The sequence below is a fragment of the Spirillospora sp. NPDC048819 genome, assembly GCF_040650055.1.
In the GTDB taxonomy this organism is placed as follows: Bacteria; Actinomycetota; Actinomycetes; order Streptosporangiales; family Streptosporangiaceae; genus Spirillospora.
This window is the reverse complement of record NZ_JBEZGN010000012.1, coordinates 112082-125973: the sequence shown is the minus strand read 5'-3', so window position 1 is coordinate 125973 and position 13892 is coordinate 112082. Positions and strand designations below refer to the sequence as shown.

The following is a 13892-nucleotide window of genomic DNA, read 5'->3' as shown; positions in this document are numbered from 1 at the left end:
CCCGGGCAGGTAGCCAAGACCAGGCAAGCCAAAGAGCAGGTCAGCGGGGGAGGGCGGTGGGTGGGGCCAGTTCGTCGGCGAGGGTGCCACTCACTGTCGTCAGCGTGTCGATGTGGTGTGCCAGCCAGAACGTGAACTGGGCCTCCGCCGACCGGATGTCCATGCGCAGGATGCGCGACGCCCGGTCCAGCTTGTACAGCATCGTGTTGCGGTGCATGCCGAGCTCGCGTGCGGCGGCGTTCAGGTTGCCCGACGTCCTGATGTAGGCGAGGACGATCCGTTCCAGGTCGCCGCCGTTCGCGCGGCGCAGCGGGGCCAGCGTCTCCCGCGCGAACGACGTCGCCTCCGCGCTGCCCGCCACGTCCTTCAGCGCGGCGAAGACCCGCAGGTCGTCGTAGCCGCACACGGGGACGGCGGCGGCGTGCCGGGCGAGGCCCATGGTCAGCCGCGCCTCGTGGTATCCGGCCGCGACCCCGGCGGCGCCCTGCCCCGGACGGCCGTGCGTGATGCGCAGGTCGTCGCCGAGCTGCGGACGCAGCGCCAGGTGCAGCCGCTCGGCGAACCTTGCGGCCTCCCCGCGCTGCCGGACGGGGTCGTGCCCCGCGCCGACCTGCTGGATCACCACGATCGTCGAGCTGATCGCGGCGGTCAGGGCGCAGCCGCCCGGTTCGAGCTGCTGTGCGGTGCGGGTCGCCGTCACCGTCCGGCGCAGGTAGTCGCGGCCGACGGGCAGCAGCGACGGCGCGGCCACCACGTGCACGGCGAAATGGCCGTCCACGTCGAAACCGTGGTGGCGGGCCCGCGCGCCCAGCTCGTAGGAGTCGGCGAACCGGCCGTGGACGAGCGCCTCCACGAAGTCGCCGCGCGCCCGCTCCTCCGCCGCCCGCACCGACCGCTGCCGCAGCATCTCCGACCCGACCAGCGTCGCGCCGTGCTCGGCGATCACCCGGTGCTGCGCGAGGTCGTGCGGGTCCGGCGGGCAGGCCCGCTCGATCATCAGCATCCGCCCGAAGATCTTGCCGCCCACCAGGACGGGCGTGACGAGCACGTGCACCGGCGGCCCCTCCGGGACGACCCGCACCCGCACCTCGGCCGCGCGGGTGTTGCCGTTCGCGAACTCGGGATGGTCCTCGGGACGGCCGAGATCGCCGGGCAGGGCGAGGAGCAGCGCGTCCGGGTCGGGCGGAGCGGCGTCGGGCGCCTCCTCCCACGCCAGGCGCTCCCCGTCCGCGTCGCAGATGAGGACGCTGCACCGCGACAGCCCGACGACCGCGCGGGCCATGGCCGGCACGCCGGGGCCGCGCGCCAGCACCTCGCCGAGCGCGCGGTGGACGCGGGACCCGTACTCCAGGATGTGCGCGGACTGCGCCAGCGCCTTCTGCCCGATGAGCCGGCTCACCGCGCGGTAGTCGGCCTCCGCGGGCAGGACCAGCAACGGAACGCCGGCGGCGTCGGCGGCGCGGGCGGCCGCCGACAGGTCGGGCGCGAGGTCGGCGTCGGCGCCGGGCTGACGCCAGGCCAGCAGCGCGGCGGCGTCCCGGCGGGCCAGCTCCGTCACGAGGGCGACGGCCTCCTCCGCCGGGGCGAGCGCCGTCACCGGCAGGTGGACGGCGACGCCGGCGAGATCGGGCTCGGCGCCCGCCGCCTCGGTGTAGCGGCGCGTCTCCGACAGCGGGAGGCACCAGCCGACGCCGCGTCCCAGCCCCGCGCCCCCGGCCACGAGGGTGTCGCGCAGCAGCGGCTCCGCCAGCAGGGTGCCGACCGGCAGGTGGTCTTCGGTGGTCGTCAGGGTCGCAGGGTGATGTGCCATGTGCCCACATCCCGTCCGGTTCGTTCGGCAGAGTGTACATAGCCTCGATGGGCATGGGCCTTCGAGACTGACGGGAGTGAAGGGAATTCGTGGCGGACGGCGAGTGAGGGAAAAACCGTCAATCACATCCTGCTTTACCATTCCGAATCCGGCAATACCCCTCATTTAGAAATTGGGGGTGGCGCCCGACTGGAGGTTTCCCGTGCACACCGTTCACCGGCTCACCCTCGAAGACGCCCTCATCATGCTGACCGCGGCGGAGGAGGAGGCCCGCCGGATCGGGGTGAAGCAGACGATCTGCATCGCCGACGACGGCGCCCACCCCATCGCGGTTCACCGGATGACGGGCGCCCGCCTCACCGGCGTGGACATCGCCATCGCGAAGGCGTTCACGGCCGCCGGCCACCAGCGCGACACCCACAAATTCAACGAGCCGCCGAACGGTCCCGCGCTGCCGGGCAACGAGGCGTTCGGCATCAACCAGATGCACCCCGGCAAATTCGCGATCTTCGTGGGCGGGTTCCCGATCGTCCACGAGGGCGAGGTCGTCGGCGCCGTCGGAGTCAGCGGCGGGAACGGCGACCAGGACAAGGCCGTCGGCGCCGCCGCCCTGCGCGCCTTCAAGGAGAAGGTCGCCCTCGGATAGCGCTGCCGGAGCCGCCGCCCTGCGCGCCTTCAAGGAGAAGGTGGCCACGGCGTGAGCGTCGGCTGGGGCGGGGCCACCTTGGCGACTTGCGTGTGTTGTGGTCAGAACAGTCACGGTGATCTGTTCCAATGAACTGTTGTGCCGTCTGCTTCCTACCGTCTCGTGCGCCGCGCGGGCCCCGCGCGGGCCGTCCCGCCCGTGCTCGACGAGCAGCAGCGGCGGGTGGTGGAGCATGCCGGCGGGCCGATGCTGGTGCTGGCCGGCCCCGGCACCGGGAAGACCACGACGATCGTCGAGGCGGTCGTCGACCGCATCGAGAACCGGGGCGCCGACCCGGAGCGCGTGCTCGTCCTGACGTTCAGCCGCAAGGCGGCGGGGGAGTTGCGGGAGCGGATCACCGGGCGGCTGCAGCGGACGACGCGCACGCCCCTGGCCCTCACCTTCCACAGCTACGCCTACGCGCTGCTCAGGCGCGACGCCGTGTCGAACGAAGAGCCGGCCCCGCGGCTGCTGTCCGGGCCAGAGCAGCTGCTGGAAGTGCGCCGCCTGCTGGAGGGCGAGCTGGCGGACGGGGCGCGTGACTGGCCGGAACGGCTGCGGGCCGCTCTGGCGACGCGCGGGTTCGCCGAAGAACTGCGCGACTTCACCTTGCGGGCGGTCGAGCGGCAGTACATCGCGGAAGACCTCGTCGCGCTCGGACGCATGCGCGGACGCGACGACTGGCCCGCCATCGGCGCGTTCATGGACCGGTACGTCGAACGGTTCGCGCTGGACCCCGTCCCCACCTACGACTACGGCGAGCTGATTCACATGGCCGCAGGCATGCTCGCGGACGAGGAAGTCCGGATCCGGGAGCAGGACGCCTACGACGTCGTGTTCGTTGACGAGTACCAGGACACCGACCCTGCGCAGGAGGCCCTGCTGCACTACCTCGCCGGGGGCGGACGCGACCTCGTCGTCGTCGGCGACCCCGACCAGTCCATCTACGGGTTCCGCGGCGCCGACGTGCGCGGCATTCAGGAGTTCCCCAACCGCTTCCTCACGCTGGACGGAGACCCCGCACCCGTCGTGGCGCTGCGGACATGCCGCCGGATGGGCCCCGAGATCCTGACCGCGTCCCGGCGCATCGCGCGCCGCCTCCCCGCGGGGACGGCCGGCGCCGCCGAACACCGAGCCCTGCATCCCGTGGAGGAGCTGGACGAGGGGGAGGTGCGGGCCGTGATCGCCGACTCCGAGAGCCAGGAGTCGGCGCTGGTGGCGGACGAGCTTCGCCGCGCCCACCTGCTGGACGGTGTTCCGTGGTCGCGGATGGCGGTCCTTGTGCGGAGCGCCGTGCGGCAGGTTCCGGTGCTGCGGCGTGCGCTCGCCCAGGCCGGTGTCCCGGTGGTGGTCGCGGGCGACGAGGTCCCCCTGATCAGCGAACCCGCCGTCCGGCCGTTCCTGATCCTGCTGCGGGCGGCGCTGAAGAAGGGATACCTGGACGAGGTCGTCGCAGAAGACCTGCTGACGGGCCCGCTGGGCGGAGCCGACGCGCTCGCCATGCGCCGCCTGAAGCGGGCCCTGCGCGATCTGGAGGAGCTGTCGGGCGGTCAGCGTCCGCTCGGCGAGCTGCTGGTCGCCGCGGTCGACGACCCGCGTGAGTTGATACTCGTCCACGAGAAGGTCCGGGCACCGGCCGAACGGATCGCGCACCTCATCGACGTGGCGCGGCGCAGCGTCCACGACGGCGGGACCGCCGAGGACGTGCTGTGGGCGGTGTGGCAGGAGAGCGGCCAGGCCGACGTGCTGCTGGGGCAGAGCGTCAAGGGCGGGACGCGCGGCGCGGCGGCCGACCGCGACCTCGACGCCGTCGTGGCGCTGTTCGACCATGCCGCACGGTTCGTCGACCGGCTTCCCCAGGCGGGGCCCGAACTGTTCGTCGACAACATCGCGTCCCAGGAGATCGCCGGCGACACGCTCGCCGAGCAGGCGCCGCAGGGCGAGGCCGTCCGGATCCTCACCGCGCACCGCTCGAAGGGACTGGAATGGGACGTGGTCGTCGTCGCCGGCGTCCAGGAGGGCGTCTGGCCGGACGTGCGGCTGCGCGGATCGCTGCTGGGCGTCGAGGAGATGGTCGAGCACGCCGCCGGGTCCGAGCCGGACGGCGAGGCCGCGGCCGGCGCGTCCATGGCGGCGAAGATGCTGGACGAGGAACGCCGCCTGTTCTACGTGGCCGTCACCCGCGCCCGGAAACGGCTCGTTGTCACGGCCGTCGGCGGCGACGACACCGAGGAGCGGCCGTCCCGGTTCCTCAACGAGCTGCTCCCCGGCGCGATCGAGCAATCGCAGCTCGACGAGAAGACCCGGTGGCTTTCGCTGTCCGCGCTCGTCGCCGACCTGCGTTCCGCCGTCGCTGACCCGTCCCGCCCAGAGCCGCTGAGACGTGCCGCCGCCGCGCATCTGGCGCGGCTCGCGCGCGCGGGCGTGCGGGGCGCGAAGCCGGAGAATTGGTACGCCATCACCGCGCTGTCCGATTCGGGGCCCGCGTTCGCCGAGGACGAGCAGATCGCCATCTCGCCGTCCCAGGTCGAGGCGTTCACCACGTGCGGGCTGCGCTGGCTGCTCGCCTCCGCGGTCGGCGCGCAAGAGGGCGGGCCCAACGAGTACAGCACGATGGGCAAGGTCATCCACGCGGTCGCCGAGATGGCCGGCGCGGACGACGGCATCAGCGAGGTCCACGTCGCCGAACGGCTCGACGAGATCTGGAACGACCTGGAGTTCCGCAGCTCGTGGTACTCCGAGAAGCAGCGCGAGCAGGCCACTCGGATGGTCGACAGGTTCCTCGCCTGGCACCGCGACAACCCCAACGAGGTCGTCGCGCTGGAGGAGTCGTTCAAGGTCGACCTGGGCCGCGTCGTCATCAAGGGCCGCATCGACCGCGCCGAACGGGACGAGCAGGGCCGCGCGGTCATCATCGACGTCAAGACGTCCTCCACCGCCGTCCCCAAGGACGACCTGGCCCGCCACCCGCAGCTCGGCGTCTACCAGTACGCGGTGATGCTCGGCGCGTTCGAGCGGCACGGGCTGATCGAGCCCGGCGGCGCGAAGCTCGTCCAGGTGGGCAAGGCCGCGTTCACCGCCAAGGCGCGCGAGCAGGAGCAGCCGCCGCCCGCCGAGGACGAGGACCCCGAGTGGCCGAAGAAGCTCATCGAGGTCGTCGCGACCGGCATGGCCGGCGACGTCTTCCAGGCGCGGGCGAACGACAAGTGTCGCACCTGTCCCGTACGCTCTTGCTGCCCCGTTCATGACGAGGGCGGCCAGGTCGGGGAGTAGCTGTCGGGGACTAGCTCGGGGGGAGTGGGGTGATCACGCCGGGAGAGCTGGCCCGGCTGCTGGAGATCCCGGAGCCGACCGACGAGCAGGCCCGGGTGATCGAGGCGCCGATGGCGCCGATGGCGGTGATCGCGGGCGCCGGGTCCGGTAAGAGCGAGACGATGGCCGCACGGGTGGTGTGGCTGGTCGCGAACGGCTTCGTCCGGCCGGAACGCGTCCTCGGCCTCACCTTCACCCGGAAGGCGGCCGCGGAACTCGGCGTGCGCGTGCGCAAACGGCTCGACAAGCTGCGCGAGGTCCTGCCGGACGACGAGCTGGAGCGGCTCGGCGGCGAGGCGCTGTTCGACGGCGAGCCGATGGTGTCGACGTACCACTCCTACGCCGCGCGGCTGTTCGGCGACCATGCGCTGCGCGAGGCCCTCGAACCCACGATGCGGCTGATCTCACCCGCGGTGGCCTGGCAGATCTGCTCGCGGGTCGTCGACGCCTACAACGGCCCGATGGACCGCATCGAATGGCAGCCCGACACCGTCACCAAGGCCGTCATGGAGATGGCCGGCGACCTCTCGGAGCATCTGCGGACGGCAGAGGACGTCCGCAAGGTCGGGACATGGCTGGACGAACGGTTCGCCGCCGTGAAGAAGCCGCTCAAGGCGCAGCGCGACATCCTCGCCAAGCACGCTGTCCGCGAGCAGATGATGCCGCTCATCGAGGCGTACGGGCGGGCCAAGGCCGGCCGGGAGGTCATCGACCACGGCGACCAGATGGCCCTCGCCGCGCGGATCGCCTACAAGCATCCCGAGGTCGGGATGATCGAACGGTCGCGGTTCTCCGTCGTCCTGCTCGACGAGTACCAGGACACGAGCCAGGCGCAGCTCGTCCTGCTCAAGTCGCTGTTCGCGGGCGGGCATCCGGTGACGGCGGTCGGCGACCCCTGCCAGTCGATCTACGGCTGGCGGGGCGCCAGCGCCGGCAACCTGCTGCGGTTCGCGTACGACTTCCCGTTGCAGCCGGGTGTCGCCGGGGGGCGCCCGGTCCCGGCGCCCGTCGTCCAGCTGAGCCGGTCGTTCCGCAACGGCGAGCAGATCCTGGAGGCGGCGGCCAAGGTCCAGGAGGAGCTGCGGGCGGAGACGAAGGCCGTGCCCCGGCTCATCCCCGGCGCGGGGCGCGAGAACCGCGGGCGCGTCGAGTGCGCGCTCTTCCACACCGTCGAGGACGAGGCCGACCGCATCGCCGCTCGGATCGCCCAGCTCATGGCCGCCGACCCCGAGACGGCGCCCGACCGCGGCCCGCAGGTGCAGCCCCTCCAGTACTCCGACGTCGCCGTCCTCGCCCGGAAACGGTCGCAGTTCCCGCTCATCAGGCGGGCCTTGGAGGCGCGCGGCATCCCGGTCGAGGTCGTCGGCCTGGGCGGGCTCCTCACCGTCCCCGAGGTCCAGGACGTCGTCGCCACCCTCCGCGCCATGCACGACCCGACGGCGGGCGCGTCCCTGGCCCGGCTCCTCACGGGCCCGCGCTGGCGCCTGGGCCCGCGCGACCTCGTCGCCCTCGGCCGGCGCGCCCGGACCCTCGCCCAGGAGGCGGCGCGCGACGTCACACCGCCGGAGACGCCGGAGACGCCGGAGACGCCGGAGGCCAAGCCGGAGGAACCGGAGGCCGCACCGCCGGACGAGGGCGAGGACCCGCTCCACCAGCTCGTCAGCGAGCTGAACCAGGAGACCGGCAGCCTGGTCGACGCGCTCGACGACCTCGGCCCGCCGGAGGCGTACTCCCCGGAGGGCCACGGGCGGCTGCGGCGGCTCCGCGACGAGCTGCGGATGCTGCGCGGCCAGGTCGGGCTGCCGCTGCCCGACCTCGTCAACGAGGTGGAACGCGCCCTCGGCCTCGACATCGAGGTCGCCGCGCGGTCCGGGCTCGACCCCGTCACCGCCCGCGCCGACCTCGACGCCTTCATCGACGCCGCCGCCACGTTCGCCGGCGACGCCGAGGACCCGACGCTCGGCGCGTTCCTCGCGTACCTGAAGGCGGCCGAGACGGAGGAGTTCGGGCTGGAGGCGGGGCGGGTCGGGGAGACCGACAGCGTCAAGCTCCTCACCGTCCACGCGTCCAAGGGCCTCGAATGGCCGGTGGTCGTCGTCCCCGGGCTGTCGTTCGTCCCGCAGAAGAACGGCGGCCCCGCCAAGGGCTCGATATTCCCGTCGCCGCCGCAGAACGCCACCCGCTGGACCGCGAACCCGCGCGTCCTGCCGTTCATGCTGCGCGGCGACCGCGCCGACCTGCCCCCGCTGCCCGGCCTGGACAAGGACGACCTCGCCGCGTTCGACCAGGCGTGCTCCGAACGCGACCTGCGGGAGGAGAGGCGGCTGGCCTACGTCGCGGTCACCCGCGCGTCCAGCCTCCTGATCACCACCGGCTACTGGTGGGGATCGTCGGGCCGCCCGCTCGGCCCGTCCCCGTTCCTCGAAGAGGTCCGGGCGGTCTGCCTGGCCGGGGCCGGGTCCGTGGCCGTCTGGGCCGACCCGCCGGAGGAGGGCGCCGCCAACCCGCTGCTCGCCGACCCCGACGAGGCGCAGTGGCCCGTGGTGCCCGGCGGCCGCGGCCATTCCGACATCTCGGCCCGCGAACGGTACGAAGCCGTAGTCGAGGCCGCCCGCATGGTCGAGGACGAGATGGCCGGGCGGACGCGGCACTGGGCCGGCGACGCGGGCCTGTCCGACGCCGACCGCGCCCGCATGTCCGCGTGGGCGCGCGACGTCGAGCTGCTGCTCGCCGAACGCGACCGGGGACGTGGCGGCGACGGCCTGGTCGTCGACCTTCCCGCGCACCTGTCGGTGTCGTCGCTGGTGTCGCTCGCCCGCGACCCGGCGGCCCTCGCCCGGCAGATCCGCCGCCCGATGCCGCGCCCGCCCGCCCCGTACGCGCGGCGCGGCACCGCGTTCCACGCCTGGCTGGAGAGCCGCTGGGGGCAGCAGCGCCTCCTCGACCCCGACGAGCTGCCCGGCGCCGCCGACGAGGGCGCCGCCGACGACGCGCAGCTCGCGCGGCTGCGCTCCCGTTTCGAGGAGTCGGAGTGGGCCTCACGTGAGCCGCTCGACATCGAGGTCCCGTTCGAGACCGTCATCGGCGACCGCCTGATCCGGGGCCGCATGGACGCGGTGTTCCGCTCGGGCGGCGGAGGCTACGAGGTCGTCGACTGGAAGACCGGCTCGCCGCCGCCCGCCGAGGAGGCCCGGTTCGTGTCGGTGCAGCTCGCCGCGTACCGGCTGGCGTGGGCGGAACTGGCCGGCGTGGACGTCGGCCAGGTCAGCGCGGCGTTCCATTACGTCAGCGCCAACGTCACGGTCCGCCCGGCCGACCTGCTCGGCGCGGACGGCCTCGCCGCGCTGCTGGACGGCATACCCGCTGCCTGATTTGTCCGAGAATGTCGAGTGATGAGTCTCACTTCCCTCTGTTCACCATGCGTGCTTTCGGGGATGATCCGGGCAACAATGCGAGGGAGGCGGCGTGACGGTTACCCATGACGAGAAGGTCGTACGGGAATTCTCCAAGCAGGCGGCCGGGTTCGCCGATCCGGCGCGGAACGCCGCGTTCACCCGTCACCTGGACCGGCTCGTCCATTTCATGGAGCCGGAACTCGACCTCGAGGACGTCGTCCTGGAGGTCGCGGCCGGCACCGCGCTCGTGTCCCGGGCGATCGCCCGGCGCGTCCGCCACGTGACGGCCCTCGACCTCACTCCGGCGATGCTCACCGAGGGCAAGCGCGACGCCGACCACGCGGGCCTCACGAACGTCACCTTCACGCGCGGCGACGCCACCGCCCTGCCCTACCTCGACCGGTCGTTCACGCTCGTCGTCACCCGCTTCTCACTGCACCAGGTCGCCGACCCGGAGGCCGTCGTGAAGGAGATGGCCCGGGTCAGCCGCCCCGGCGCCGCGCTGATCATCGCCGACCTGATCCGCCCGGACGGCATCGACGGCGACCCCGACCGCATCGAACGCCTCCGCGACCCCTCGCACGGCACCGCCCTCACCGAATCGCAGATCGCGGACCTCGTCACGGCCTCCGGCGCGGAGGTGAAACGCGCCGAGCGGTTCGAGTACACCCGCCCGCTCGACCCGTGGCTGGAGTTCTCCCAGACACCCGACGACGTCGCCGCGCAGATCAGGCGGGAACTGCAGGACGAACTGGACGGCGGCCCGGCGACCGGAATGCGTCCGAGCAAGCCCGACGGCGTCCTGCACTTCACGCACACCTATCTCTTCCAGCAGGCGATCGTCGGATAACGTTTTCGACCGGATGTTCGACGTGAGTCGCTCACGTGTTCTAGATTATCGAACATGGGTTCTAGTAACGTGCGCTCCCTCGATCGCGAGCCGGCCGCGCTGGCGATGCGCATCGGCGTCGTCGCGGCCGAGGCCGCCCTCGCCACCTTCGCCCGCAACCTCGACCTCGACGACCTTGAGGACGGCGTCGACTTCCAGGGCGCCATCGGCCCCGCCGAATGGCCCGTGTTCTCCCTGGTCATCGACACCCTCGCCGAGGCGGGCCCGGGCGACCGCCGGTCCCTGGACGAGCGCCGCGCCGACGCCCTCAACGACCTGGCCCGGATCTGCATGGCCGCCAAGAACCGCGTCGCCTGACCGCCCGGCCCGGCGCCGCCGGGTCCTCCACGGCCGGCGGGCCGGGTCTATTCGGGCCAGGCGGAGTTCTTGACGATCTCGACGAAGTCGGCGCGGACGAATCCGGGCACGTAGTGGGCGAGGACGTCGGCCTTGATGTTGCCGAACGTCGTCTCGGGGCGGTCCTTGATGCCCTCGGTGAACGCGGCCAGGATCCGGTTCTTGAAGTCCGGGCGGGGGTGCGCGTCCACAACGGCCGCGCGCTGTTCGCCGGAGACCGCGTCGTAGCCGATGCCCAGCACGTCCAGTTCGACTCCCCGGGTGACCAGGGCGACCTCCGGGGCCATGTGCAGCGGGATCTCCGGCGTGGTGTGCAGGGCGATCGCCGTCCAGACCCGGTCGGCCGCCTCGCCGGTGACGCCGTGGGCGTGCAGGAACCGCCGCGCCTCGTCGGCGCCGTCGATCTCGAATCGCTGGTCGGTGCGGCGGAACCGCTCGGTCAGCCCCAGGTCGTGGAACATCGCCCCGACGTACAGCAACTCGGGGTCGAACCGAACCCCCTGCTCGCGCCCCCGCAGCGATCCCCAGACGAAGACTCGCCGGGAGTGGTCGAACAGCAGCGGTGAGGCCGCCTCACGGACCAGTTCGGTCGCCTCGCGCGCCAGTGCGCTGTCCGGGATCTGCACGCCCGCAATCGACTCGCTCATGGTTCTCCCCGTCTCCTCGTTTCAGCGGTACTACCCAGCGTCGCCGGACACGTACTCTGGCGCCATGTCCTTTCTGACAGACAAACCACAGATTCAGACATGACGCATCGTGTGGGCTTCGTGGTGTTCGACGGTGTGACCATGCTGGACGTCAGCGGCCCCGCCGAGGTCCTGCACCAGGCGAACCGGCTCGACCGCCACTACGACCTGATCCTGATCTCCGCGCGCGGCGGGGAGGTCGGGACGTCGACCGGGATGCCGCTGAGCGGCACCGTGACGGCGGCCGACGCCGGACGGATCGACACGGTGCTCGTCGCCGGAGGCGACCGCCTGGCCGAGCGGCCGGTGGACGCGGAGCTGCTGGCGACGACCCGCACCCTGGCCGCGCGGGCGACGCGGGTCGCCTCGGTGTGCACCGGCGCCTTCGTCCTGGCCGAACTCGGCCTCCTCGACGGACGCCGGGCCGCGACCCACTGGCGGCATGCCGACGCACTCGCCCGCCGTCACCCCCGGGTGCGCGTCGAGCCCGATGCGATCCATGTCCGGGACGGGCGCTTCGTCACGTCCGCGGGCATCAGCGCGGGCATCGACCTGACGCTGGCCCTCGTCGAGGACGACCACGGAGCCGAGGCGGCCCGCCGCATCGCACGCGAACTGGTCGTCTTCCTGCAGCGTCCGGGCGGGCAGTCGCAGTTCACCATGGCCGCCACCCCGCCCGCGCGCGACGAACCCCTGCGCACCCTGATCAACGCCGTGCTGGCCGACCCGGCCGGCGATCACGGTCTGCCGTCCATGGCCCGCGCCGCGGCCGTCAGCCCCCGGCATCTGACCCGGTTGTTCCACACCGAGCTGGGCACCACCCCCGCCCGCTGGGTCGAGCGGGTCCGTCTCGACCATGCCCGCCGGCTCCTCCTCGACGGGCACAGCGTCACCTCGGCGGCCCGGCACAGCGGGTTCGGCAGCGACGAGACCCTCCGCCGCGTGTTCGCCCGCCACCTCGGCATCACCCCCACCGTCTACCGCCGGCGCTTCACCACCACCGCGGCCCGGCCCGCCGGGTGAACACCGCCTTCGTGAACACCGCCTTTTGTGAACACCGCCTTTCCGGCGCCGCGCTGACGCGCCGGTTGGACGGGCGGCCCGAGCACTGCAAGGCTGCCGGACGTGTTGGTCGTGGGCGTTCTGGCGCTGGCAGCCCTGGCCGGGTGGCTGTATCTCGCACTCGGCCACGGCGGCTTCTGGAAGACCGGCCCCGGGCTCCCGCCAGGCGCCGATCCGTCCGGCTGGCCCGAGGTCGTGGCCGTGGTCCCGGCCCGCGACGAGGCGGCCGTGCTTCCGGAGACTCTGCCGACCCTGCTGGCGCAGGAGTACCCGGGCACCTTCAGGGTGATCGTCGTGGACGACGGAAGCGGCGACGGCACCGCGGACGTCGCGACCCGCCTCGGCGGCGGGACGGACAGGCTCCGCGTGGTCGGGGCACTGGAACGTCCCCCGGGTTGGGCGGGCAAGGTGTGGGCGATGTCGGAAGGCGTCCAGGACGCGGGCGAGCCGGAGTTCCTCCTCTTCACCGACGCGGACATCGCCTACGCGCCCGGAACGGTGGCCGGTCTCGTCCGCGCCGCCCTCGCCGACGAGCGCGATCTCGTGTCGCAGATGGCCATGCTCAACACGGACACCCGCTGGGAACGCCTGATCGTTCCCGCCTTCGTGTACTTCTTCGCCCAGCTCTACCCGTTCCGCCGCGTCACCCGCGACGGCGCGCGCACCGCCGCCGCCGCGGGCGGCTGCATACTCGTCCGCCGCGAGACCCTCGCCTACGCCGGCGGCGTCAACGCGATCAAGGGCGCGCTGATCGACGACGTGGCGCTCGGGCGGCTGATCAAACGCGCCGGCGGGAGCTGCCGCCTGGACCTCAGCCGCGACGTGACCAGCCGCCGCCCCTACCCCGGCCTCGCCGACCTGTGGACGATGGTCACCCGCAGCGCCTACGACCAGCTCCGGTACTCACCGGCCCTCCTCACCGGCACGATCGCGACCCTCGTCCTGCTGTACGCGGTCCCGCCCGCCGCTGCCGTGGCGGGGCTGGCCGGTCTCGTGACCGGCACGGGGAGCGCCGCGCTCGCCGCCGCGGCGGGCCTCCTCGCCTGGACGATCATGGCCGCCACCTACGCGCCCATGCTCCGCCACTACCGCCTGTCGCCCCTCCGTGCCCCGGCCCTGCCCCTGGTGGCCCTGATGTACGCGGCCATGACCATCGACTCGGCCCGCCGGCACCGCGCGGGCCGGGGCGGCGCCTGGAAGGGCCGCACGGCCCCGCATTAGCGGACGGCCGGACCCGCACGCCCGTCTCGGCGGCCGGTCGTCCGGCGTCCAGGCCCCCGGTTCAGAAGGCCGTGCGGCGGAGGGTCAGGCGGACTTCGCCGGTCTGGTCGTCGGTCTTCTCGGCGGTGACGTCGAAGCCGTTGGATTCGGCGTAGGCGAGGGCGGTGAGGCGGCCGTAGCGCTGCGCGACCTTCTGCAGCCATCGACGGTCGTACCTGCTGCGGTCGTAGTCGCTGATGACGGCCTCGAACGTGCCGTCGGACGTCCGGTGAAAACCCAGATCGTTGCTGGCGGAGCCGATGTACCGGCGGCGGACGACGACCTCTGCCCGTTCGGGGCGCCTGTCGCCCCGGTAGCCGTAGAGGTGCGCGGCTTCGCCGTGGGACTCGACTTCGGGGAAGCCCAGTTCGTGGAGGACGGCGACGAGGCGGTCCTGGTCGGTGATCGTGGTCCGGACCGTCGTGAAGTGCGACAT

General features: G+C 72.8%; 10 protein-coding genes. 7 read left to right on the top strand and 3 right to left on the bottom strand.

Going from position 1 to position 13892, the window contains the following annotated elements:
- Positions 1-40 precede the first annotated feature (40 nt).
- A complete protein-coding gene (locus AB0C35_RS18695) occupies positions 41-1810 on the bottom strand; it encodes a helix-turn-helix domain-containing protein (RefSeq protein WP_358457168.1) in 1770 nt (589 codons plus the stop codon).
- A gap of 202 nt (positions 1811-2012) precedes the next feature.
- Between AB0C35_RS18695 and AB0C35_RS18690 the strand changes: the two genes are divergently transcribed.
- The 5 genes from AB0C35_RS18690 to AB0C35_RS18670 all read left to right on the top strand — a co-directional run bounded on the left by AB0C35_RS18690 (position 2013) and on the right by AB0C35_RS18670 (position 10409).
- Positions 2013-2456, top strand: coding sequence for a heme-binding protein (locus AB0C35_RS18690; protein ID WP_358457165.1), 444 nt, complete (start codon positions 2013-2015; stop codon positions 2454-2456).
- A gap of 138 nt (positions 2457-2594) precedes the next feature.
- Positions 2595-5768, top strand: coding sequence for an ATP-dependent DNA helicase (locus AB0C35_RS18685; RefSeq protein ID WP_358457162.1), 3174 nt, complete (start codon positions 2595-2597; stop codon positions 5766-5768).
- A gap of 29 nt (positions 5769-5797) precedes the next feature.
- Positions 5798-9178 (top strand): ATP-dependent DNA helicase, encoded by a 3381-nt coding sequence (locus AB0C35_RS18680; protein WP_358457159.1) that lies wholly within the window; start codon positions 5798-5800, stop codon positions 9176-9178.
- A gap of 94 nt (positions 9179-9272) precedes the next feature.
- The gene (locus AB0C35_RS18675) at positions 9273-10052 is read left to right on the top strand and encodes a methyltransferase domain-containing protein (protein ID WP_358457156.1); all 780 of its coding nucleotides are present in this window, start codon (positions 9273-9275) and stop codon (positions 10050-10052) included.
- Positions 10053-10106: 54 nt separating this feature from the next.
- Positions 10107-10409, top strand: a complete 303-nt coding sequence (locus AB0C35_RS18670) for a hypothetical protein (protein WP_358457153.1) — start codon at positions 10107-10109, stop codon at positions 10407-10409.
- Between the two features lie 47 nt (positions 10410-10456).
- Here AB0C35_RS18670 and AB0C35_RS18665 read toward each other — a convergent pair whose 3' ends face one another.
- Entirely contained in the window at positions 10457-11095 is a 639-nt protein-coding gene (locus tag AB0C35_RS18665) for an HD domain-containing protein (RefSeq protein ID WP_358457150.1), read from the bottom strand.
- 99 nt (positions 11096-11194) lie between these two features.
- On the opposite strand from AB0C35_RS18665, the gene AB0C35_RS18660 reads away from it, so the two are divergent.
- Positions 11195-12157 carry a GlxA family transcriptional regulator gene (locus AB0C35_RS18660; RefSeq protein WP_358457147.1) on the top strand — a complete coding sequence of 321 codons (963 nt, stop codon included), beginning with the start codon at positions 11195-11197 and terminating at the stop codon, positions 12155-12157.
- A gap of 102 nt (positions 12158-12259) precedes the next feature.
- On the top strand, positions 12260-13417 hold the full coding sequence (locus tag AB0C35_RS18655; RefSeq protein WP_358457144.1) for a glycosyltransferase: 1158 nt from the start codon (positions 12260-12262) through the stop codon (positions 13415-13417).
- A 61-nt stretch (positions 13418-13478) separates the two neighbouring features.
- Here AB0C35_RS18655 and AB0C35_RS18650 read toward each other — a convergent pair whose 3' ends face one another.
- On the bottom strand, positions 13479-13892 hold the full coding sequence (locus tag AB0C35_RS18650) for a DUF1257 domain-containing protein (RefSeq protein WP_358457141.1): 414 nt from the start codon (positions 13890-13892) through the stop codon (positions 13479-13481).

Bases quoted from the DNA above. Each gene is read 5' to 3' on its own strand.
- AB0C35_RS18695 (WP_358457168.1), bottom strand. From the start codon at position 1,810: ATGGCACATCACCCTGCGACCCTGACGACCACCGAAGACCACCTGCCG.
- AB0C35_RS18670 (WP_358457153.1), top strand. From the start codon at position 10,107: ATGGGTTCTAGTAACGTGCGCTCCCTCGATCGCGAGCCGGCCGCGCTG.
- AB0C35_RS18665 (WP_358457150.1), bottom strand. From the start codon at position 11,095: ATGAGCGAGTCGATTGCGGGCGTGCAGATCCCGGACAGCGCACTGGCG.
- AB0C35_RS18660 (WP_358457147.1), top strand. From the start codon at position 11,195: ATGACGCATCGTGTGGGCTTCGTGGTGTTCGACGGTGTGACCATGCTG.
- AB0C35_RS18650 (WP_358457141.1), bottom strand. From the start codon at position 13,892: ATGTCGCACTTCACGACGGTCCGGACCACGATCACCGACCAGGACCGC.